The sequence below is a fragment of the Bradyrhizobium sp. 956_D2_N1_4 genome (assembly GCF_052076025.1).
In the GTDB taxonomy this organism is placed as follows: Bacteria; Pseudomonadota; Alphaproteobacteria; order Rhizobiales; family Xanthobacteraceae; genus Bradyrhizobium; species Bradyrhizobium barranii.
In genome coordinates this window covers 6,836,493-6,858,970 of the sequence record NZ_CP197237.1, presented here as the reverse complement: position 1 = coordinate 6,858,970, position 22,478 = coordinate 6,836,493, and the positions used below count along the sequence as shown (strand labels likewise).

19 protein-coding genes and 1 tRNA gene are annotated in these 22,478 nt (G+C 62.2%); 5 read left to right on the top strand and 15 right to left on the bottom strand.

Going from position 1 to position 22,478, the window contains the following annotated elements; genetic code table 11:
* Nucleotides 1–223: 223 nt before the first annotated feature.
* Nucleotides 224–300: transfer RNA gene (locus tag AB7535_RS32470), tRNA-Met, on the top strand.
* A gap of 199 nt (nucleotides 301–499) precedes the next feature.
* On the opposite strand, the gene AB7535_RS32465 is transcribed toward AB7535_RS32470, so the two are convergent.
* The 3 genes from AB7535_RS32465 to AB7535_RS32455 are packed head-to-tail and all read right to left on the bottom strand — an operon-like array spanning nucleotide 500 to nucleotide 3,619.
* Nucleotides 500–2,062 (bottom strand): DHA2 family efflux MFS transporter permease subunit, encoded by a 1,563-nt coding sequence (locus tag AB7535_RS32465; RefSeq protein WP_439037749.1) that lies wholly within the window; start codon nucleotides 2,060–2,062, stop codon nucleotides 500–502.
* Nucleotides 2,055–2,573, bottom strand: a complete 519-nt coding sequence (locus AB7535_RS32460) for an isoprenylcysteine carboxyl methyltransferase family protein (protein ID WP_354102371.1) — start codon at nucleotides 2,571–2,573, stop codon at nucleotides 2,055–2,057. The genes AB7535_RS32465 and AB7535_RS32460 overlap by 8 nt, the downstream gene beginning before the upstream one ends.
* Entirely contained in the window at nucleotides 2,570–3,619 is a 1,050-nt protein-coding gene (locus AB7535_RS32455; RefSeq protein ID WP_354102372.1) for a type III polyketide synthase, read from the bottom strand. The genes AB7535_RS32460 and AB7535_RS32455 overlap by 4 nt, the downstream gene beginning before the upstream one ends.
* Nucleotides 3,620–3,882: 263 nt before the next feature.
* Between AB7535_RS32455 and AB7535_RS32450 the strand changes: the two genes are divergently transcribed.
* Nucleotides 3,883–4,764, top strand: coding sequence for a PhzF family phenazine biosynthesis protein (locus AB7535_RS32450; RefSeq protein ID WP_354102373.1), 882 nt, complete (start codon nucleotides 3,883–3,885; stop codon nucleotides 4,762–4,764).
* A 192-nt stretch (nucleotides 4,765–4,956) separates the two neighbouring features.
* Here AB7535_RS32450 and AB7535_RS32445 read toward each other — a convergent pair whose 3' ends face one another.
* Nucleotides 4,957–5,268, bottom strand: coding sequence for an ArsR/SmtB family transcription factor (locus AB7535_RS32445; protein WP_028148917.1), 312 nt, complete (start codon nucleotides 5,266–5,268; stop codon nucleotides 4,957–4,959).
* 95 nt (nucleotides 5,269–5,363) lie between these two features.
* Between AB7535_RS32445 and AB7535_RS32440 the strand changes: the two genes are divergently transcribed.
* On the top strand, nucleotides 5,364–6,116 hold the full coding sequence (locus AB7535_RS32440; protein WP_014498385.1) for an SDR family NAD(P)-dependent oxidoreductase: 753 nt from the start codon (nucleotides 5,364–5,366) through the stop codon (nucleotides 6,114–6,116).
* Between the two features lie 206 nt (nucleotides 6,117–6,322).
* Here AB7535_RS32440 and AB7535_RS32435 read toward each other — a convergent pair whose 3' ends face one another.
* The 5 genes from AB7535_RS32435 to AB7535_RS32415 form a co-directional block, all read right to left on the bottom strand.
* Nucleotides 6,323–6,649 (bottom strand): hypothetical protein, encoded by a 327-nt coding sequence (locus AB7535_RS32435; RefSeq protein WP_439037454.1) that lies wholly within the window; start codon nucleotides 6,647–6,649, stop codon nucleotides 6,323–6,325.
* Between the two features lie 362 nt (nucleotides 6,650–7,011).
* Nucleotides 7,012–7,938 (bottom strand): MBL fold metallo-hydrolase, encoded by a 927-nt coding sequence (locus AB7535_RS32430; RefSeq protein WP_354113439.1) that lies wholly within the window; start codon nucleotides 7,936–7,938, stop codon nucleotides 7,012–7,014.
* 53 nt (nucleotides 7,939–7,991) lie between these two features.
* The gene (locus AB7535_RS32425) at nucleotides 7,992–8,717 is read right to left on the bottom strand and encodes an alpha/beta fold hydrolase (RefSeq protein ID WP_063980865.1); all 726 of its coding nucleotides are present in this window, start codon (nucleotides 8,715–8,717) and stop codon (nucleotides 7,992–7,994) included.
* Between the two features lie 113 nt (nucleotides 8,718–8,830).
* Nucleotides 8,831–9,127, bottom strand: a complete 297-nt coding sequence (locus tag AB7535_RS32420; protein WP_063980866.1) for a putative quinol monooxygenase — start codon at nucleotides 9,125–9,127, stop codon at nucleotides 8,831–8,833.
* A 593-nt stretch (nucleotides 9,128–9,720) separates the two neighbouring features.
* Entirely contained in the window at nucleotides 9,721–10,824 is a 1,104-nt protein-coding gene (locus tag AB7535_RS32415; protein ID WP_439037748.1) for an NADH:flavin oxidoreductase, read from the bottom strand.
* Between the two features lie 124 nt (nucleotides 10,825–10,948).
* Between AB7535_RS32415 and AB7535_RS32410 the strand changes: the two genes are divergently transcribed.
* Nucleotides 10,949–11,836, top strand: a complete 888-nt coding sequence (locus AB7535_RS32410; protein WP_071916801.1) for a LysR family transcriptional regulator — start codon at nucleotides 10,949–10,951, stop codon at nucleotides 11,834–11,836.
* 72 nt (nucleotides 11,837–11,908) lie between these two features.
* Here the strand turns inward: AB7535_RS32410 and AB7535_RS32405 are convergent, their stop codons facing one another.
* Both AB7535_RS32405 and AB7535_RS32400 read right to left on the bottom strand, forming a co-directional pair.
* Nucleotides 11,909–12,418, bottom strand: coding sequence for a YkgB family protein (locus AB7535_RS32405; RefSeq protein WP_354102378.1), 510 nt, complete (start codon nucleotides 12,416–12,418; stop codon nucleotides 11,909–11,911).
* 45 nt (nucleotides 12,419–12,463) lie between these two features.
* Nucleotides 12,464–13,000: a carboxymuconolactone decarboxylase family protein gene (locus AB7535_RS32400; protein ID WP_354102379.1), complete on the bottom strand. Its 537-nt coding sequence runs from the start codon at nucleotides 12,998–13,000 to the stop codon at nucleotides 12,464–12,466.
* Nucleotides 13,001–13,130: 130 nt separating this feature from the next.
* Between AB7535_RS32400 and AB7535_RS32395 the strand changes: the two genes are divergently transcribed.
* Nucleotides 13,131–14,126: an AraC family transcriptional regulator gene (locus AB7535_RS32395; RefSeq protein WP_354102380.1), complete on the top strand. Its 996-nt coding sequence runs from the start codon at nucleotides 13,131–13,133 to the stop codon at nucleotides 14,124–14,126.
* A 29-nt stretch (nucleotides 14,127–14,155) separates the two neighbouring features.
* Here AB7535_RS32395 and AB7535_RS32390 read toward each other — a convergent pair whose 3' ends face one another.
* The 4 genes from AB7535_RS32390 to AB7535_RS32375 form a co-directional block, all read right to left on the bottom strand.
* Nucleotides 14,156–14,473 (bottom strand): hypothetical protein, encoded by a 318-nt coding sequence (locus AB7535_RS32390; RefSeq protein WP_354102381.1) that lies wholly within the window; start codon nucleotides 14,471–14,473, stop codon nucleotides 14,156–14,158.
* Nucleotides 14,474–14,618: 145 nt separating this feature from the next.
* Nucleotides 14,619–15,506, bottom strand: coding sequence for a DUF427 domain-containing protein (locus AB7535_RS32385; RefSeq protein WP_354102382.1), 888 nt, complete (start codon nucleotides 15,504–15,506; stop codon nucleotides 14,619–14,621).
* Between the two features lie 161 nt (nucleotides 15,507–15,667).
* The gene (locus tag AB7535_RS32380; protein ID WP_354102383.1) at nucleotides 15,668–21,187 is read right to left on the bottom strand and encodes a trifunctional serine/threonine-protein kinase/ATP-binding protein/sensor histidine kinase; all 5,520 of its coding nucleotides are present in this window, start codon (nucleotides 21,185–21,187) and stop codon (nucleotides 15,668–15,670) included.
* 508 nt (nucleotides 21,188–21,695) lie between these two features.
* Entirely contained in the window at nucleotides 21,696–22,223 is a 528-nt protein-coding gene (locus AB7535_RS32375) for a YkgB family protein (RefSeq protein WP_354102384.1), read from the bottom strand.
* Between the last annotated feature and the right edge of the window lie 255 nt (nucleotides 22,224–22,478).

Genomic DNA, 22,478 nt, shown 5'->3' with positions numbered 1-22,478 from the left:
CCGAAAATCGACCCAACTCACTGTCATAAAGTCGAAAAAAACGTCCCCGCGGCCCTTTCCAAAGGCAGCCCGGGTTGGTACATACGCCTCGCACCCGAGGGGCTTTGCCCCGGGGTTGCCTTCCAAGGAAGCCTTTGGGACGGACGAAGCAAGCCACGCGAACAGCGCCGGCCACTTCATCCACCGTCCCCGGCATCTCGGCCAAGGCAAAGCGACGGTTTAACGCGGGGTGGAGCAGCCCGGTAGCTCGTCAGGCTCATAACCTGAAGGTCATAGGTTCAAATCCTATCCCCGCAACCAAGTTCGGACTTTTACCGGTTCCGATACGAAAATGGCCCGCATCACGCGGGCCATTTTTGTTTGGCGGGTCGGGCACCTACCGTCTCAGGTCACGACGAGTCCCTCGGTCAGTGCGGCCTTCCTCAGATAGGTAAGCGAACCACGCCGAACTTCGCTGGTTGGGCGGGGCGTCGCGGCAATTGCGATCTCTATTCACCACTCAATTGAGTGCGCCATCACCAGAATTCTCATCAGCGCCTTCCAAGGGACCGGCCGCGAACGGAATGAGCAACAGTCCGAGCAGCGCCACGCAAGCGAGGAGGGCCCAGGCTTCGTTGGCGCTGAGCGCGAACGCGGCCTTTTCGACCATGGGACGCAGATAGGCTTCAACCGTGGCATCGGAGACCTGCGGAGGGCGGTGGGTAAACAGCGTGACGTCAAGCCCGATCGCCTGAGCCGCAGTCACATCGCCCGCAATCAGGCGCTCGCGCAAAGCGTCGGCGTGCCCGCCGGTGCGTCCGTAAAGGATCGTATCGATCAGCGCGATGCCGATTGCGCCCCCGAGGTTTCGCATCAGGTTGAACAGGCCGCTTGCGTCGGGTACCCGTGGTGCGGTCAGCGAACCCAGCGCCAGCCGGGTCGGAGGCAGCAGGCAAAACATGATAGCAACGCCGCGCAAGACTTGCGGCCAGAACATTTCTTGGAAGTCGGCGACACGGCTCTCGAATGCACTGCAACCCAGCCCGATCGCGAACAGACCAAACCCCGCCGCCGACAACCAGCGGGGATCAAACCTGCTTTCCAGCAGGCCCGCAATCGGCGCGGTGGCAAGCTGCGCAACGCCGGTGACGAGCATGATCGTGCCGATTTCAAATGCGTCATGATGTCGAACATAGGCGAGGAAGACCGGCATGAGATAGACCGAGCCGAACAATCCAACTCCGAGGAAGAAGCTCAATGCGCAACCGATCGCAAACGAGCGCGATCTAAATGTCGACAGTTCGACCACCGGATGCGCGGCCCTGAGTGTTCGGATGGCGAAGACGGTTGCCGCGGCAGCACTCAAGACGATCAGGATGGAGCAGAATGGAGAAAGCCACCCGCGTTGCGGGCCTTCCTTCAGGCCGATCTCCAGGCATGCAAGCGAAACCGCAAGAAGTCCGAGAGACGGCACGTCGAGTGTAGCCAGATCAGAAAGCCGGGGTCGTTCGCGCGGCAGCAGCATTGGCGTGGCGAGTGCGGCGACCACCCCGGGAGCGACATTGATCAGAAACAGCCAATGCCAGGACCAGGTGTCGGTGATCCAGCCACCGACCACCGGTCCGACCGTGGGCGCCAGCACGGCCATAATGCCGGCCATGGTGGTGGCAACGGGATGCAAACGGATCGGAAACAGCAGAAAGACAGCGGAAAAAACCGCCGGAATCAGCACGCCGCCAGCGAAACCCTGAAGCACGCGGAAGCTGACAAGCATCGTAAAACTGCTGCTGAACGCGCAGCCGATGGAGGCAAGGGTAAAGACGCTGATCGCAATAACGAACAGCCATCGCAGCGTCAGAACGCGCGTAAGCCACCCGGTCAGTGGAATGGCGATGATCTCGGCGATCAGATACGCGGTTTGAATCCAGCTCATCGCCTCTCGCGATATGGCGAGTGTACTCTGGATCGTGGGTAGCGAAGTGGCGACGACCTGAATGTCGAGGATCGCCATGAACATGCCGAGGCACATCAGGACGAAGCCAAGCCACGTAGCTGCACTCGGCTCGGTAACCCGTTCAGTCATCATGCGCCACGCACAATGTCTCACGGGATGCGGCGAGGGCGAGGTTTTCGGCCCGTATGCGGATCGCGAGAACCGCAGCGTTGAGGATGGTGAAGACGATGGCCAGCAGCGGCAGACCCAGAACCAAAGGGAGCACGGCGATCTCGCCGGCAACCACGGCATAGTTGGGATGCGACAGAAATCGATAGGGTCCCGCTGACACGAGCGGCTGTTCGGGCAGAACAATAATCCGCGTCGTCCATCGTGAGCCGAGCGTCCAGATGACCCAGAAGCGAAGGCACTGAAGGATAAGATAGCCGGCCAGGGCAACGACATTCACCGGTTGGTCGCGGCCGAACACCCACAGCGACAACAGCCAGGCGGCATGAACCGTGATGATCAACGGATAATGCCGGGGTGCCACCTCGACGGCGCCGCGGGCCAGGAGCTTTCGAGTGTTAGCGCGCGAAATGACGAGCTCGCCGACGCGCTGCAGCGTGATGGCGCCGAGAATGAGTTCAGCAAACGTCACGAAGTGTGCCGTAGCGTGACACAGCTCGCGGTGAAGCCGGGTCCGAGCGCCGTCAACAGTGAGCGCGCCGGCAGCCCTTTCGCGCGAGCCTGCTCAAGCACGAACAATACAGTGGGTGACGACATGTTACCAAAGTCGGCGATAATCTGTCGTTCATGGGAAAGCGTTCCTTGGTCGAGCGCGAGCGCGCCTTCCAATGCACAGATAACCTTCGCGCCGCCGGGATGGCAGATGAACCGGTCAATGTCTTCCACCGAAAGACGCATTCTGGAGAGAATTTCGGTCACGGCGGAGTTGAAATGCCTCGTGACGAAGTCAGGTATGGTGCGGCGAAAGATGACGCCGAATCCTTCCGGATCGACACTCCATCCCATGATGCCAAGCGTATCCGGCCAAAGGTGTTCGCCGGCAGCCTCGATCTGCGTCGCACCGCCATCGCCCGCGCGCAACACGATTGCAGCAGCACCGTCGCCAAACAGGCTGACGGCGACGATGTTGGCTTTCGTAAGTTCGTCCAGGCGAAGTGCGAGTGAGCAGAGCTCGATCGTGACCAGCAGCACGTTGGTGCCAGGGCGCGCTTGGGCGAGGCGCGACGCAATCGATAGACCCGAAACCCCGCCCGCACAGCCAAGACCAAACACCGGTACACGCATCGCGTCGGACCGGAAGCCCATCCGGCGAGCAACGCGCGCCTCGAGACTTGGTGTCGCGATTCCCGTGGAAGAGACGGTCACGACAGTGTCGACATCGCCGCCAGCAAGTTGCGCGCTCGCCAGCGCCTTCTCGGCGACATCGACAAATAGCGCTTCAGCTCCCTCGAGAAAGGCCTCGGTGCGTTCGGGCCAGCCTCGTCGTTCGAGATACCAGTCGAACGGCTTGACGCCGTGACGCTTGACTATGCCGGTATTCGAGAAAATGCTTGAGAACCGTTCGAATTCGGGAAAGCGGGCGCCGAAGACATCCCATGCCGCCGTTAGCACGTCCTCTTGCAAAAACACGTGGGGAGGCACCGACGTCGCCAGGGAGACCAGCGCAGCCGGGGGCATCGGGGATCCTGGTGTTGCTGTCATCAGCATAAGAAACATCGGCGCGGTGCAAATATTTCGACGCTTGTAAGAAATGATCTAGCCGGACATGTCACTAAAACTTGAATAGCGTTACGACTTCCCAGGTTTGGATTCGACATGCAGAGGTTGTCGCTTCCGCCCAGCGAGGCATTCGAGCGCCATCAGAATCTGACCATGGTCCATCAAACTGTTGCCAACGCGATCGTCGACGCCGTCGCGCACTCCATGAAGTGAGCTGTCCAATGACCGAGATCGACCTTGTCAACGTGTTCACCCACACGGGGCGCGGCGGCAACCCCTGTCCAATTGTCATCGATGCATCGAACCTGACTGCTGCGGGGATGCAGTCGGTGGCCCGGCACTTCGGGCATGAGTCGGGCTTCGTCCTGCCGGCACCGGGACTCGACTCTGACTACGTCTTCCGGTTCTGGGTTCCGCGACACGAGATGGAGATGTGCGGTCACGCGACCATCGGCGCGCTCTGGGTCCTCGCGACCAAGGGGCGCTTGCCGGGCGAACAGGTCCGCATCGAGACACGCAGCGGATCGGTGACAGGCTATGTCGATCGTGTGGACTCGGGCGAACCGTCCGTCGAGATCAGCCAGCCTGTCGGCAAGGTCGTCGATCTCTCGCGTGCCGAAGAGGAGGACGTTCTGTCGACGCTCAAGCTGTCGCGCCGTGATCTGCTTGATATGCCAGTGCAGAACGCCGTCACGTCGCGCGTGAAGACGCTCATCCCGATCAAGGGCGTCCGCGAGCTCAACGAGCTGGTGCCGGACCCGGCGCAGATCGAGGCGTGCTGCGGGCGGATCGGGTCCACCGGACTGTACCCCTACGCCATCGAACATCAGGGCGAACGGCGCTTCGAGGCGCGACAGTTTCCGAAGTCATCAGGCTACCCGGAAGATGCTGCCACCGGCATTGCCGCCGCGGCGCTCGCGTTCGGACTGCTCAAGAACGGCCTGGTCGAGCGCAACAGCGCGCGGATCACCATCATGCAGGGCCGGGCGATGGGGTCGTTGTCCGAGATTCGGGTGCGGCTCGGCTTCGCTGACAGCCGGCCCGTAGGTTGCCTGCTTGGAGGCTCCGTCACGCGCACGGAGCAACATGTCTTGCAGCCCTAGCAGGTCGGCGCAGAGACGGCGCGCTAGACCTGGGCCTTCAGCGCTGTAGCCAGAAGATCGATCATGGCGCAAACGCCGGGCAGCACGCGGCGCCAGGACGGAAGCGCGGGCCATTTTTGTTTTGGGATACGCCCGGTGGCAACATCAGCCGATCCCTTGCGCACTCCACAAATCAGTCGTGCGCGAATGCCCTCAGTCTGGAAAGCTCAGGATCATCTTGAGCAGTTTCGGAAACCGCGCGTTGATGTCCTCTTCGCGCAAAACGTTGCGGTGCTGGACGCCTTGCTTTGACGTCCGGATCAGGCCGGCCTCCCGCAGGATCCGAAAATGGTTCGACAGGGTCGACTTCGCCATGTCAGGGCAAGGCGCCGCCTCGGTGCACGACATGCAGTCGTTTTGCGCGGCCAGGCTTTTGACGATGCGCAGCCGCATCGGATCCGCGAGAGCTCCAAGCACCCCGGCGAGTGTAATCTCGTCCCGCGATGGGTGAACGAACTGCACCATGCCCAAAATATAGCACGTCCCTTGAACTCATTCAATAGTTCACTAGTATTGAACTATTGAATATCGGCATCCCGCCGAACAACGGAAGACATGCGATGACCAAGAGACTCGAAGGCAAAGTTGCGCTCGTGACCGGCGCATCCAAAGGCATTGGCGCCGAAATCTCCGCCCGGCTTGCGGCTGAGGGTGCGGCGGTTGCCGTCAATTACAGCGCCAGCAAAGAGGCCGCCGACCGCGTGGTCGCCGCCATCATCGCCAAGGGTGGCAAAGCCGTCGCCGTGCACGGCAACCTGGCCGATGCCAAAAACGTGAAAAGCGTCGTCGCGGAGACCGTGAAGGCGTTCGGTGCGATCGACATCCTCGTCAACAACGCGGGCATTTACGAGTTCGCCGCGCTCGAAGCCATCACGCCTGAGCATTTCCACAAGCATTTCGACCTCAATGTGCTCGGGCTTCTGTTGATCTCGGGGGAAGCGGTGCAGCACTTCAATCCCAATGGGGGAAGCATCATCAACATCAGCTCCGGCGTGTCGACCATCGCGCCGGCGAACACCGCCGTTTACACTGCGACCAAAGCCTCGGTGGATGCGATCTCCTCCGTGCTGTCGAAGGAGCTTGCGCCGCGCAAGATTCGCGTCAACGCCGTCAATCCAGGCATGATCGCCACCGAAGGCGTCGTATCCGCCGGCCTGCACGAGGGCGACATGCGCAACTGGATCGAATCCACCACCCCGCTTGGCCGCATCGGCAAGGTCGAGGAGATCGCTGCCGCGGTGGCCTTCTTCGCTTCGGACGAAGCGTCCTACGTCACGGGCGAAACACTTCACGTCACCGGCGGCCTTCGCTGACGCGTGACTTGCCCCGGCGGCCCGAGATCGCTGAAGGGCGTCGTCCCGGCATGGTCGTGGTAGTGTATCCCGCAGCCACGTTCGGACTTTACCGGTCCCGATGAGAAAATGGCTCGCATCAAGCGAGCCATTTTTATTCTGCGGGTGAGAGTCCTGATGTCACCGCGAGCCTCGCAGTGAGGCATCGGCACCGTCGGATCCGAGCTTTACGGCTCGTCGTCGGCCTCTTCGCTTTCCGAAAGCGCGCGATAGCGCACGAGATCGGGATCACCATCCATGTAGAGCCCAATGAAGCCCCGATAGCCGAAGTCGTCGCGCAGAAGCACGAGCAGCCGATCCAGATCCTTGTAGGTACGATCTTCCTTGTCGCCCCAGGTTCGCAGCGGCAGGAACTCGCGTCGCCAGCTCGGCCGAACATAGGCCAGGTGCTCCGCCATACCCTCGATCGTCTTGGTGATGATGAGGATATTGCGCAGGTGCCCGCCATTTTGCAGCTCCTGCTTGATTTCCCCTTCCTGTAACCCTTTCGCCAAGGGTCGCTCCCGCAAATTGATCGCCCAAGGGGCGAAGACCACAACGGGGGCAGACTTCCTTGCACCGACCAATCCGCAGTCGCTTTCCGACTTGCGATCCGGAAGATTCGGAGCGAGTCGAACCGCTCCATGGCGAAAGCTGCCTCCGATCCTGTGTCTATCAGCGAAAGGGGTTGCCTTGCGAGCCGACAATGAGGTGACGCACACAGCAAACGCTTCGATCGCTGCTGCGTTCACACGTCGGCGGCATCGACGTTCTCCCGGCGATGCAAAGGAAAATCGACGTAATATCAGCTACATCGATAGAGTTGAGAACACGGCGAGATGCTCCAGGTTCGCGGTCGATTCCGATGCGTGTTCCCCTAGGCCAATCCGCCGCCCGGCTCTTGCAGGTGGCGGAAGGCGGCGGGCACGTTGACGGAGTTGTGCGCCCAATCGAACAGGCTGTACTCACCGTAGTGCGCCATGGCGACCGCCTCGAGCGTGGCCTCGATCGATCGACCTTCTGCGATCGCCGTGCGCACGGCGCTGTCGAGCTCGCGAAGATAGCGAAGCGGGAATTCGATGTCCGCGGGACGCATCGGCCGGCCGTGGCCTGGAATGATGGTTGCGTCTTCCGGCAGGAAGTCGCGCACGCGCGCAAGGGTCGTAATCGTCTCCTTGTGCCGCCCTTCGAGGAGCCACGGAAGCGCCGGAGACGGTGCTTGGATCATGTTACCGACCCAAAGCACCTTCGCGTCTGGCGCCCATATGACCAAATCGCCTGGCGTCTGCGCGAACCCAAAGTGACGGACCTCGACGATGCGGCTGCCCAGATCGACGCTGATCATGTCGGGGACGGTGATGTCAGCGGCGCGTGCCTGCACGCGTTCGATGCCCTTCCCCTTACCCATGAGGCTGATCATGAAACGGCGATCGTCCTCGAAGCTTTCTTCCATGTAGCGCTTGGTCGCCGGATGCTGAATCACGACAGTGCTGTCGGGAAACAGGTAATTCCCGTAGGCGTGGTCGCCATGATAGCTGGTGTTGACGAGGAAGCGGATCGGCTTCGACGTCACTTGCCGTACGAGCCCGATAAGCTGCGAGGCGAGATCGCCATTCAGCATTGACTCGACGACGAGTACGCTGCGTTCGCCGATCACGAAGCCGGCCGTGGTGGCGACGTGGTCTTTCTCGAACACGTCGTCAGGCATGACCGCGAAAACGCCGGGGGCCAGTTCGTTCGATGTGAGGTTCACCCGAGCCGCATCCCAGGGCGGCGCTGCTTCTTGCTCACCGTCCTGCGTCATCGGATGGGCCTCCTGTTTGAATGATGCCAGACAACCGCCCTTTGCGGACGCCGTTACTTCGCTGCTGCGCGGGCGGCCTGTTCGATTGCGTCGGCCACGACTTCAGGGTTGGAGACGGGGACGGCGTGCGAAGCGTTCACCTCGATGACGGTGGAGTGGGCGCGATCGGCTTCGAACTTGTATTCATCGACCGGAATGGCGCGATCCTGCAGCGGCCTGACTTGCCAGCTCGGCTTGCTCGTCCATGCCGCGGATGTCAGCGGTTCGGTCAGGGCCGCCAGGTTCATGGGGCGTTGGCCGGCGAGCATCAGGGCGGCCACGCTCGCGGGCACGTCGGCGGCAACGTTGCTGTGAAACTTGTCGGGCTGGTAGAGGAGATACGTGCCGCTGGTACCGTCGGGCAGGGTGTAAGTGGTCGGCTCGACGGACGTGGGGAATGTGCTGCCGGGGTACCGTTCGAGCAAATGGGTTGCGGCCTCTCCGACCGCGGGCATGATGGAGGCCGCGTAGACAAGGCCCTTGACCTTGGGGTCGTCCCCGGCCTGCGTGATGACGGCCCCGCCATAGGAGTGGGCCGCCAGGATCACGGGCCCCTGGATCTTGTCCAACAGGCTGCGCAGGTACGCGGTGTCGATTGCCGGGCCCAGCAGCGGATTGCCGAAGGCGACGACCGGGTAGCCGTCGCGCTGCAGCCTCTCAATCACTCCATTCCAGATCGACGCGTCTTCGAAGGCCCCGTGCACAAGGACGACAGTGGGCTTGGGCGATTCCTGGTTCATCGTGAGTCCTTTTTCAGGAGAATTAGGGGGAGGTCGCTTCGCTGAAGTGTTCGTTAAGTCGCGTCGCCCAAGCTCATCATCTGCCTTGCAACGAAGAGCCTCGGTAAGACGCTCTATTTCTGGGCGATGACGTGAAGCCGGTGCACCTTGGGAGCTTCGGAAAACAGCTCGCCTGCCTTCGCGAACAGCGCCTTTGCAAGTTCGCCGTTCAAATGCGCGTCTCGTCCAACTTCGTCATTGAACGTGTCGATGATTCCGTAGCGTCCCGGCTCCTCTTCCTTGAGCCCGTACCACGCCGCTATTCCGGCCTCTGCCTTCGCCATCGCGGCGCCCTGCTTCAGGAAAGCTTCGACTTCCGCTTCCTTGCCCCGATTGGCTTTCAACTCGACGAAGAAGGCGAACTTGGCCATGCCATTGATCCTTTCGGTTGCATCCGACTATTGTGCGTCTCTATATAAAATGCGTTTTTATAAAAACACATCAAAGAACGCGTGGGATTGGTTCGCTTTGTCGTGATCGAAGAAAATAATATAGCTGCGTGATTTCAGATACTTGGTGAAAGTCATATCTTCGATAGCGAGTCGTCATCCAGAATGAATTTGAAAATTCATAAGAACTGTATCAGAAGTCTTTTTATAAAATCACCGGTGGTCTCGACCATCACGGCCTTGCCGTCTTCACGGGTCGTGCGGTGAGATGAGCGGTGCCGAAACGATGATGAGATCGTTGCGGTCACACCCCCGACGACGACTTAGGACCTGCTCGGAGCCTTACCGAGAGGTGGAAGCAACTGTTGCGCGGTGTGAGGCGATAGCTCCTCGATGGCCGCTCGAAGGTGGGCCGCAGCCTTCGAATGCTCGGGCCCATCGAGCATGCGCAATGCTTCCAGCATGAGCGACCTCGCCACCGAGGCATCGGAGATCGCGTCCGTCATGATCGTTCCTTTCGATGCGTGCACGATCTTCAGTGCATCGGCCCTCGGCATCGACGTCGCGGGACGCGCTCACATCATCAGTTCGGTGTCCTTGATGTCGGCGATGGGGCCGAGGATCGCAGGGTCAAATTCATCCAGAGAGCTGCGGTCCAACAGACGCTTGGGCAGGTCGGGGTTCGCCAAGGCCCCGCGGCCTATCGTGACGACATCGGCGCCATCGTCGAGCGCAGCCACCGCCTGCTCGATGTTGTGCAGGCTGCCATTGGCGAAAATCGTCGCTTTGGGGGCGTAGCGCTTGGCGAGGCGCATCAATGACGGGCCGTCCTCGGCGAAAGCAGGCTTCCACGCCTCAAACTCGGTCACATGGACGAAGTCGGCGCCGGCATCGTCGAGGCTGCCGAAGATGATTTCGGCGTCACGCTCCGCACCCGCCCATTTGTGATGATAGTCGTTCACCTTGCCTTGCGAGATGCGGACGCCGACCGGCATCGCGCTCCCGACCTTCGCGCGCACTGCCTTGAAGGTTTCCACGATTAACCGCACGCGGTTCTCCGTGGCGCCGCCCCAGCGATCGGTTCTGCTGTTGGCGTAATCGGTCAGGAACTGGTCGAGCAAGTAGCCGTTGGCGCCGTGAATCTCGATGGCGTCGAACCCGGCGACCTGGATCGCTCGCGCGGCCGAGCCCGCGAAGCCAGCAATGGCGTCGGCGATCTGCTCTTCCGTGATGGCTGCCGGCAGCACGTAGCGGTCCTTTCCGTGATAGAATGTCATCTGCTCGCCCTTGGGCTGAATGGCAGACGGCCCCACCGTGCTGTCGCGAAAGCGATTGCCTTGACTGATCGCTCCGGCATGCATCATCTGGGCGATGGCCACCGCTCCGTGCGACTTGATGCCGTTGACGACCGGCTTCCAGGCCATGGCCTGCACTTCGTCGGTCATGCCGGGTTGATGGACGTAGCCCTGCGAGAACGCCTGGTCTGTGTAGATGCCTTCGGTGATGACCGTTCCAAACCCCCCTCGCGCGAACCGCTCGTAGTATCGCGTCATGGTTTCGGTGGCCCGGCCGTCCTGGGTCGCCGTGATGCGCGTCATTGGCGCAACAGCAAGACGGTTCTTCGCGGTACAGCCGTTTATATCGATCGGCGTGAAAAGCGTCTTCGCTTCGCTGTCCATCATTTGAATCTCCAGGGGTTTTACCTTCGGGAGTGCCTCCCTTGCTGGAGATCGATTTAAAGCTCGTCGTGAGCCGACAGAAGCCCGGCTGGAAGCTAAGCACTTTATCGATTATCGTTATAAAATGGATTTTGCAGATGTGGCCCTGTTTCGCAGCATCGTGACCGCCGGCAGCCTGTCCGCTGCGGCGCGAGAGATGGGCACGACGCCAATGTTGGTCAGTCGAAGGCTCGCAGCGCTTGAAGCTGAGCTCGGCGCGCGCCTGTTTCATCGGACCACGCGCTCGCTGTCGCTCACCCCTGAGGGCGAGGCCTTCTTGCCTCACGCCGCCGCCCTGATAGCCGCCCGCGATTCAGCATTCGAGTCCGTGTCGTCCGCCGGCTCGGGCCTCTCAGGTGTGCTCAAGGTCACCGCGCCGAACGTCATCGGCCATGCGGTCATCGTACCCGTCGTGGCCAAGCTGATCGCGGACAACCCGGCGCTTCGGGTCAATCTTGTCCTGAGCGACGATCGCGTCGACATCGCTTCGATGGGTCTCGACGTCGCGATCCGCGTTGCGCCGATGAAGCCTTCCGACATGATCGCGACAAGGCTCGCCGACAATCCTTACATCCTCTGCGCATCGCCAGCCTATATCGCTCGCTTCGGCGAACCGGCAACGCTGGGCGATCTGGTGAGCCACCCCTGCATCAAGCTTCATGCGATGGAGACCTGGCCGTTCGTACGTGGAGGCGAATTGGAGCAGATCCGGATCGCCGGCCCGCTGTCAGCCAGCACGGTCGACGCTGTTCGAGCGGCTTGTCTTGCGGGCGTGGGGGTCGCCATGATGACCTATTGGGATGTGTACGAGCAGATTGAACGCGGAGAGTTGAAGCGCATCGTTCTGGCGGATGCCGCGCCGGTTGAGCTTGGGATATGGGCGGTTTTCCTGACTCGCGCGCAAATGCCGGTCCGGGTAAGAGCGTTCATTGATGCTCTGCGAAAACGGCTGCTTGCGGGCACACTGCCGTGATCGTCGCGACGTGCCATCGCCGGCGAGCGGGAAAGCTCGCCGACGACACGTCGCTGGGCAGAGTGCCATCCGTCACCGCGTCAGGCGAACCAGATCCTGCCTCAGCAGATAGAAGGAGACTGCGAGCAGCACGACGTCCTTCATCAGGAAGGGCACGTTGCCCGTCATCGCGGGGAAGCCTCCCGCGGCGAGGTCCCAGCCCTCCGGCATGAAGGGAATGATGGTGACGGTCGCGATGAAGGTGCCGGTCGAGCCGAGGGCGCCGAGCACGCCAAGCCGGTGGCTCCAGAAGCCCGCGAGCAGCAGCGCGCCGAAGGTCCATTCGGAGACGCCGAGGAAATAGCTGGCGCCGGCATGGCCGAATACGGGATAGAGCCACCAGATCAATGGGCCGTTGCTGATGAACGGGACCAGCCGTTCGAACTCGTACGGAAACCACTTCTGGTAACCGAAGAAGAAGAACATGATCACCATCGAGGCGCGGACGACATGGTAGTCGAGATCTTCCGCGAGCAGGCCGGATCCCTGCAGGGCGCGGACGAGAGGATTTTGGGCGGTGTGGGTGTTGGCAAGCGTGGTCATGGTCGTGATCCCTGATGTGTGATGATCGACGTGGCGGCCGTCGCGTTAGGCGACCGCCGGGAAGTCGATCTCGGTGTCGTTGATGCGGTTGAAGACGTTGGTGAACACGGTGGTGGCAAAGGCGAGGCTGATGTCGACGAGCTGCGCGTCGCTGTAGCCGGCCGCTTTGATCGCGACGAAATCCTTGTGGCTGACGGTGCCGCTGGTGCGCGCAAGCTTGTCGACGAAAGCGACCAGCGCATCGCGCTGGGCATCACCGGTGGGCCGGCCTTCGCGGATCTGCTTCAGGACCTCCGGCGCAAGGCCGACGAGCTTTGCGAGATGGCTGTGCGCGGCGACACAATAGTCACAGCCGGCGGCTTCGCTGATGACGAGCTTGATGATCTCCTTGTCGGATTTGGTCAGTCCGCTGGAGGCGAGCACAGTGTCGGCAGCGAGCACGGCCTTGAGCGCAGCGGGGCCATGGGCGGCGATGGCCGCAAAGGTGTTCGGCACGCTGCCGATGGCCTTCTTGATCTGGGCATAGACCTGGCCGGAGGGGCCGGCGTCAGTTTCGAGGTTCGGGACGGAAAGACGGGACATGATGGCACTCCGTGTTGGGGTGGTGAACGATTGCGGAGTGACAGTAGGGTCGCGATCTGAGATGTTGAATGCTTGATCGGCTTGTATATATGCTCAATCGTCTCAAGTGGCGTACCGAGAGAGGAATACGATGGATTGGCTGAGCCGGCTGTTCGAGATGATGCCGGTGCGCGGCCGTCTGGACCTGCGCTGCTCCTACGGCGCGCCCTGGCGGATCGAGCAGGGGCCGGGCGAGGTCAACGAGATCCCGTACCATGCGGTGCTCGCAGGCTCGGCGATGCTGGACGATCCGGCGGGAGGCCGGCCGTTGCTACTGGAGGCCGGCGACATTCTGCTGCTGCCGCGCAACCCCCGGCACGTCATGCACGACGGCAGCGGAGCTGCGCCGCTGAAGGCCCGCAACCGCGCGTCACTCAACTTCACGATCAGCGAGAATCCCGGCTCGGACGCCCGGCTCGATCTGCTGTGCGGACATTTTTCGATCGCCCCGCCGCACGACCGGCTGCTGCGCGACTATCTGCCGCCGGTGCTGATCGTAAGGGCCGGCGCGCAGGCCGGAGAGCGGGATACGGCGGGGCAGCTCGCGGGCCTCGTTGCCTTGATGCGCGGCGAGACCGCAGACGATCAGCTGGGCGGCCGCGCGATGCTGAACGCGTTGTCGACGGCGATGTTCGCGCTGGTGCTGCGCCTCGCCAGCGAGACCGGGGACGCGCCACGCGGGCTGCTTGCGCTCGCAGGCCACCCACGCCTCGCGCCGGTCGTCGCGGCCATGTTCAATGCGCCCGCGCGCGCATGGACGCTGCCCGAGCTCGCGCAGCTCGCCAACATGTCGCGTGCGACACTCGCTCGTCAATTCCAGGAGAAGGTCGGACGTTCGCCCAGCGAACTGCTGACCGACATCCGAATGACGCTGGCAACGAACGAACTGAGGAAATCCTCGCTCTCGACCGGAGCAGTGGCCGAAGCGGTCGGATATCTGTCCGAGGCGGCGTTCCAGCGGGCGTTCAAGAGCCACATGGGCATCACCCCCGCGCAATGGCGAAAGTCTGCGCAGACGCCTGCGACGATTGACGATCTGGAGCTGGCGAAGAGTGCAGAGGCGGCATCGGCTGGCGAGAATGCCTAGGCAGGCGAGCGTGAGGTGGCCGGGCTAGCTCAGCATCCGCGGCAGATGATGAGCTTGCGATCCAGCATCTGATCGCGCTGCTGCTGCTCACGCTCCCAGGCCGACAGAGAATCCGATTGAGGCGCATCGGCCCGGCTCGGCTGACGGTGGCCGACCGGAGCGAGCCAGGGCAGGCGCGACGTCGGCTCGGCCGAGGCGAGACGCGTGGCGGCCCGCGACGGCAGATCGGGGAGGACGTCGAGAGAGCTGTTCCGGTCGGAGGCATGTGCGGGCGACAGCAAGCCGATCAGGAGAAGGCCCGCAAAAGCGGAGCGGATCGAGCGTGTCTGGTTCGAACGATGGGACATTGTGGCGCTCCCGTAGCGGAGGCTCGGGATGAGCGGCTCCGTTAAGGGCCACAATAGTCGTGGACGCGAAAGGCTGAATGCTGCGCGATCTCGAAGATATGCTCGTTCGTCTCACAGGCGTCGATGGAGGGGACTGGTTGCAGCTTCAGCGGGGCCGGCCACCAGGCGTTGGCTCGGCGACCACCTCGGCGATGTCGAGATTGCGATCGGGGCCGTGTGGAACCACCAATTGGCCGGGTTCGAGACGCAGCTGCGTGCCATCGAGATGGACCGTCACGATGTCCGGCTCGAACGATACAAAATTGGAGATGCGGCGGACTTCGGGATAGGCGTCGGGATACGACCATGCCGCCTGGCGCGCGTCTCCGATGGAGTAATAGCTGCAGAGGCCCTTGTACGGGCAGAAGGTCTGGAGCTTTACCGGAGTGAGGGCTGACTCATCGATGTCGGCACGTGGAACATACCAACGCGGTGCAAAGCCGGACTCGTAAAGGACCAGCGGCCGCTTTGTATCGGCGATGACCCGGCCCTGGTGGTTGACCACCAAGTTACGAGAGGTCTGGCGGATGTCGATGCGGTGATAGGGATCGGCGGCATGGCCCACGATGCGTTCGTCTTCCTCGTAGAAGGCATCCATGGCCCGCCAGGCAAAAGCGATCAGACCCTGCAAATCGCCTGCATGGGCGGGCAGGTTGGTGTGCCGCCACGCTCCTCGCGCCGCGATGTGTTGCTCGTCGACCCGAACGCTGTACCAGGACGTCGGCCCAAGATCGGCGTGTTGAGTGATGTGCTCGGTAGGTTCCAGCACATGTGGGGAAACATCGGCCTCCGGGAAATAGGCCACGGGATAACGGCCCGGTTCGAAAAGCAGGAGCACGCGTTCGCTATCGGCGATCCAGCTTCCCCCAAACCGCACGCGGAGGCGGCGGCGTAACGGTTCGACGTACAGGAGTCGCTTGGGCAGCGGCTCGGGGACGAGAAAGCGCCCGATTGCTCCCGTTGAAAGCGGGCCTTGTTGCCAGGACAGTCCCAACTGATCTCTCCCTGCAGCGCACCGTCAGTCGGTGGCGGACCTGTTCCGGCCCGTGCTTGGCTTCGCCGGCGCGATCCGATGCCTATATTTCGTCCGCGGCCCGGCCTTGGTTACAGGTCATCCCACCAATTTTGCGGTGTGATGACGCCAGCCGAGATGATTCAACCAACCGTAAAGCCGTCATCGATCGGAACAGTGAACTGGAAGACGGCTCCGCGCGGTTCGTTTGCAGTCGCCCAGAGCCTGCCGCCATGCGCAACGATGATCGAACGGCATATCGACAGTCCGACACCCAGGCCGCCCGATTTGGTCGTGTAGAAGGGTTCGAACAGCCGCGCGAGGCTCTCCGCCGACAAGCCCGGTCCCGAATCCGTGATCGATACGCGTATGCTCTCGGCATCTGCTCTTGCGGTCTGGATCAACAGCTCGCGCTTGCCCTCCGTTGTCTCGCTCATCGCCTCGATGGCGTTCAGGATCAGGTTGAGCGTGACCTGCTGCAGCTCGACGCGATCCCCGATGACCTTGGGCAGACGATCGGCGAATACCGTCCGGATCGCGACATCGTTCCGTGCCGCCTCAGCCTGCGTGAGTTCGATGACTTGGCCGATGACGTTGTTGATCGCCAGGGAATCCCGTTTGGGCGGTGATTTTTTGACGAGATCCCGGATTCGCTCAATGACCTCGCTGGAGCGGATGCCGTTTTCGATGGCGCGTGTCAGCGCTCTGCGCGTCTGCTCCAGCGCCGGTGGTTGGTGATCGAGCCAGCTCAAGGCTGCTTGCGCACTGGCGATGACGGCGGTGTTCGGCTGATTGACCTCGTGGGCGATCGACGCCGTCAGCTGTCCCATCACCGCCACGCGGTTGGCGTGGGCCAGCTCCATCTGGGCCTCGCGGTAACGCTGCTCGTTCTCGCGTGCCTCGGTTTCAGCGCGCTTGCGCTCGCTGAGATCCAGCACGAAGGCAACGCCTTGCTCCTGCTCGTCGTCGAACAAGGCTCCGCCGGTCAGCACCGGCACCCGGCTGCCGTCCTTGCGGAAGAACGCCTTTTCGAACGGGTGGACAACCCGCGTCGCCTTCAATTCGGCCCGGGCGCGGTCGGTGCGCTCCTGCCATTCGGGCGGCGTCAGATCTGCCCAGCGCAACCGGCCTGCGGCAAGATCCTCGCGATCATATCCCATGGTCTTCAGGAACGCGTCGTTGGCATCGAGAATGTCGGGGGTGTGATCGAAGATGAAGATCCCGATGATGTTGGCCTCGACCAGCCGGCGGATCCTCGACTCCCGCTCCTGAAGCTCCCGGTACAGACGGGCATTGTCGAGCGAGGTCGCAGCCTCGGATGCGAGAAATTTGAGAATCGCGATCCGGGCGGGCGTGAACACGCGCGAGGCGAGATTGTTCTCGAGATACAGAAATGCCACCGCCCTGCCTTGCTTGACGAGCGGCACGCACAAGGCTGATCGGACGTGCTTCTTCTGGATGTACTCGTCGCCGCCGAACGCGCTGCTCGTCGAGGCATCGTCGAGCACGACGCTTTCCTGGGTGCGAGCCGTGTAAAGTACGATCGACATCGGCACTTCAGCGGCGGAGATCGGTGAATCGGCGAGATCGAGAGCGATCGAACCGCCGCCAGTCACGGCGTCCGCCCGAATTCTCAGCTCGGAACCCCTCGGCAAAATCAGCACGCCGCGTTCCGCACCCGCGTGCTCGATGGCCGAACGAAGCAGGGTCTCCGTGAGCTTCTCCAGCACGATCTCGCCTGAAACAGCCTCCGACACCTTGAGAACCGTCGCCAGGTCCAGCTGCTCGACAGGTGCTCCGATCGTCCCCGCGGCGCTGAGCGCGGATCCTCGCTCCCGCAGGTTCGGATGGAGTTTCTCGAGCTGGCCCACCTTCGCCTCGGCGCCCCAGCGCGCGTAGCAATCGCGCGCTTTTGTCAGGTAGGACAGGACGACCGTTCGAATGCCGCGCGCCTCGTAGAACCCTGCCGCACGTTCCGCAGCGATCGCCTCGATCTGCGCGAAGCCGGATTCTTGCGCCAATCGGATCGATTCCTCGTAGAGCTGTTCCGCCTCGAGTTCGCGGCCTTCGATGCGCGCAAGTTCCGCCGCGACGAGCTTCTGCCGGGCAGCGTAATTCGCGGGGCAGCGGTTGGACCAGAGTGTCAGCTTGCGGTGGTGTTCGCGGAGGTCGTTGAGGCGTCGCTCGCGATCCTCGGGGCGTGATGCGTGATAAGCCCCGGCATGAGCGAGCGCCGTGTAGAACCGGTACTCGGTGAAATCCGAATAAGAGCGGACGCACCATGAGAGCGCTTCTGCGCGTGCGGCGAGGGCAATCGCGACATCGTCACGTCCGGCAATGACTTCGATCTGAATTTGCGTCGCGTAGTAGAAGAAGGCGCCTAGCGGTTCGCTCGCGTCCAAGGGCTGAAGCGCCCCGGGGCTCTCGAAGTCATTCCGGCCATCGCGCCCCATGAGGTTCAGCGCCAGATCCCGTTGCCTGATGAGGCCCACCGCAGCCAATCGGACGCCCAGACCCTCGGCGAATGCCAGGGACTGCTCGGCGTTCGAGCAGACGTCCATGAGCGAATCGCCGCAGAAGAGATCCACCGATATCAGTCCGCGATGCGAATACGCCGCGAATGCCAGATCTCCAGTCGTCAAGCAGATTGCTAGAGCGCGCCGAATGAACGGCCGTCCCGATCGGATCGGGAGAATCCATGGGGTCACGTGAAGGCCGAATACCAAAAGCGCCCGACCGCTCAGCCCTGTCTGCGGTTGCCTGTCAGCAAGGGCTGCGCCAAATTGCGATAGCCGGAATCCAAGTTCGGCATCGGTTGAATTGCTCGCGAGCACGCCGAATATGGCGGTCAGCGGGTAGCACGCTTCAGGGCTGGTCCCGTGCGCGAGCGTCAGTCGAGTGGCCTCCATGAGCATGGTGTCGGAGAGGTTGCGATCGGTCAGAAACGCAGGTGTGAGGAGGTCGGCCAGGACGCCCATGGTCGCACGATGATCCGGATCGGTCATCGGCGGTAGCGCGTGAAGCTGGTCGTCTGACAGTTTTTCGGTCAAACTCCGCAAGCGTCGCCGATCCTCGTCCACCTCGCTGCGGCCGGGATGAGGAGACCAGTCAATCCCGGTCCTGCGCAAAAATGCGAGGCAAACGTCGACCGCGCGCTCGAGCTGTCCCGCGGTGGTGTATAGCTGCGCCTGGAGTCTGGCGACCTCGGCGCTCGCCTGAATGTCTGAACAGCTCTGCGACAGGACCGTCAATTCCGCTTCCGCCGTGTTCAGCTCGCCGAGCAGGAATTTGCATTCGGCGTGGAGCAGGCCGATCGCGAAGGCGTCCCGGCTGCACCGCGGATGCCCTTCCTCCCCGAGCAGTTCGCGGGCGATTTCAAGGTAGGTTGCCGCCGCGTGGTAGGCCGTTGCATTTCGCGCGCGCCGGCCCGCGGCGAGATTGACGGCAATGACCTGTTCGCGTTCAGCGCCGTTCGTCAGAGCGGCGATGCCGCGGTTCAGCTGGTTGGCAACGATATAGACGCGTTCGTTGGTTTCGTCGGGCGTCAGCTGCGCTGCCAGGACCAGACCGATCCCAAGGTGCAGGGCCGTTCGCCTGTCCTGGTCCGGTTGAAGCGCATAAGCGGCCTCTTGCACGCGATCGTGCACGAACGCATAGGAGCTCTTGAGGCGTCGAATTAGTTCGAGACGCGTCGCGTCTTTCAAATCCGCGTGCAGCGTCTGCTCCGATGCTCCGTGCACGAGGCAGAGCATTGCTATCTCGGCGCTGTTGCCCAGGCAGGCCAGCTCCAGCAGGGCCTGACGTGTCTCGTCGCGCAAACCGCTCAGCTTGCCGACCATGAGACGAGCGACGTTTTCGGCGTAGCTTTTTTCCTTGATGCGTTCGAGATCCCAGTGCCACTGTCGCTTGTCATGATCGAAGGCCAGTAGTTCTTCTTCGGCCAGTGCCCGCAGAAACTGCGTGAGAAAGAACGGATTCCCGTTCGTCTTCTCGTATATCAGTTGCGCCAGGGGCATGGCGTATGCCGGCTCACAGTGAAGTGCATCCGCGGTGAATTCCTCGACGGCAGCGCGGGTGAGGGGTGCCAGGTCGATTTCCCGCACCCGTTTACGGGAGGCCCGAATTTCGACGAGCCGTTGTGCCAGCGGATGTTTGACGTCGACATCCTTGCGTCGATAGGCGGCGATGAGAAGCAGATTTTGGAGGTCGGATCTGTTCAGAAGAAACGCGATCAGATCAAGTGTGGCCACGTCGAGCCACTGCAGGTCGTCGAAGAAAAGCACGAGCGGATGGTGAGGTTTGGCGAAGATGCCAATGAAGCGTCGAACGACGAGTTGGAAGCGTCGCTGTGCGTCTTGCGGGGGAGCCTCCGGGACAGGCGGTTGATCCCCGATCACGAGCCGCAGCTCCGGTACGAGATCCACCATCAGTTGACCGAGCTGGCCCAGCGCGTCGTGCAGTGCGCTACGCCAGGGTGCCAGATCGGCATCGCTCTTGGCGAGGAGGCCTCGGATAAGGCCTTGAAGCGCATGCGCGAGCGTCGCGTAAGGCATATCGCGCTTGTGCTGATCGAACTTGCCGGAGGCGAAGAATCCTCCCAACGGGACCAAGGCCTTCTGCATTTCGTCGACGAAAGCGGACTTGCCGATACCGGAGGGGCCGGACACGAGGATCAACTCGGGCGTGCCGCTCCGGGTGACGCGATCGAACGAGGTGAGCAACGCCTCGATCTCGTGCTCCCTGCCGTAGAGCCGTTCGGGAATCAGCAGGCGGTCCGGTGTATCGGCTTGGGCCAGGACGAAATCATCGATCCGTCCCTGCGCTTCCCATTCGGCGAGTGACCGTTCGAGGTCGCTCTTGAGACCGGCGGCGGTCTGGTAGCGGTCCTCGGCCGTCTTGGCGAGGAGCTTCATGATGATCGCCGACACGGCGTAAGGCACGCCACTGACTCGTTCGGCGGGCGGAACGGCACGTCTCGCGATGTGGCTGTGCACCCACTCCATCGGACTGGACGCGGTGAACGGCAGTGCGCCCGTCAGCATCCGGTAGAACGTCACGCCGAGTGCGTACAGATCGCTGCGGGAATCGACGGACCGGTTCATGCGGCCGGTCTGCTCGGGCGCCATGTAGGCCAGCGTGCCCGCCATGGTCTCCGGTGGTTCGAGCTGCTGTCGCTCGCGCGGCAGGCGAGAGGCGAGGCCAAATCCGGTGATCCTGACCTCGTCTGCCCCGGTCACCAGAAGATTGGCCGGCTTCAAATCCTTGTGGACCAGGCCCTGCCGATGCAGCTGGTCGACGGCGGTGGTGATGCCGAGAGCCAATCGCAAGAAATGGTCCAGCTTCATCGGCGCGCCGAGCAACTGCTCGAGCGGCTCGCTGCCGGGATCTTCCAATATCAGCAAGGTTCGACCACCGTCGCGAATCAGCTCCAGCGGCCGTACGGCCCAGGTCCCATCGAGCTCGTCGCGCAAGGCGTATTCATGGGCGAGCCGGTCGAGGACCGCGGCCGGCGGATGTTCCGCAGCCGCCCTTACGGTCAGGACACTGTTGACATCGCCATCGGCGCCCCGGCGCCATTCGCGACAAAAGACGCGCTCGCCGTCGTCCCATGACGCTTTGAGACCGGCATTGCCATTCGTGGATACCCGCGAGGATACGTGCATCTGCCGGACTCCGGAACTAGCCGGCCAGTCGATTGAAAAGGAGGGAAAGGTGTTCACCTGTCCCGTCCGGGAACGTACTCCCAACGCCAATCCCCAACAATAGCCGGGATCGGAGCCATGGCATGAGCCACATTCGGATTTCGGGGCGTGGCTCAACCAACCGCAAAGCCGTCATCGATCGGCACGGTGAACTGGAAGACGGCTCCGCGCTGCTGGCTTCAGGCTGTTCACTCTGCGAATAACCTGGCTGAAGTTCAGACCCTCCAGCTTTGAGCGTGGGGGAATTGCGGGATTCTTCGAAAGGTCATTCAGCGAGGACAGTGTCAAGATCTGTAAGCCGTCGCCGCAAACCTACGCCCAAATGGAGAATGAACTTGGCGTCCCCTCGCAGCTCTGCATGATCGCCTGCCACGCCTGGGATACGCGCAGCGCCGTGGCGGCCGGCTGGGAAGCTGCGTTCATCAGGCGGCCCGGCACGCTGATCCTGCTCTTCCAGTGCCAACCGGCACTATTGCATCGCTTCCTGTCGAACAATCCCGTTCTGAGCCGGCGACACGTCGGCTGCTGCCCGGAGGAGGTCACGCTTGAGCAGATAGACGGAAGCCGCAAGCAGTACGACATCCTTTATGAGGAAGAGGAACGGCAACGTGGCCGCAGGAAATCCGCCGGCCGGCGCGGCCCAGGCATCGGGGAAAAACGGAATGATCGTCACGGTGGCGACATAGGTCGCGCATGAACCCAGCGACCCCAGGACCGCCAGTCTTCTGTTCCAGAAGCCGAGCAGCAGAAGCAATCCAAACAGCAATTCCGCTGAACCCAGGAAGTAGGCCGCGCCGCGCACGCCAAACACCGGATACAGCCAGAAGATCAGCGGACCATTGCTGATGAACGGAATCAACGCGTGCGCTTCGTAGTCGAACCATTTCTGGCAGCTGAAGACGAAGAAGACGACGATCATCGCCACACGCGTGGCATGGTAGTCAAAATCGCCTCTGACCAGATCGAGCTCGGACAGTTTCTTTATGAGATGGTCCATCGGATGTCGTCTCATCCTCGAGGTCGCGGATTGGCGCCAAGGGCGGCGTCGACGTCTGTCGTGATCTGAACGGTAGCCGAGCTTCGAAGGACGCGCTGTGCGCGGGTTATCGTGCATTTTTCAAACTTGCGCTGTTCGGCCGCAGGCGGCCGGGATCGGCGTGGCCTGACATCGCGTCGCCCTCGGTGGCTCGCCCTTGGCGATGCAAACCCATACCAAAGTATGGGTCTGTGCATCACAATCGCGAGATTGTCG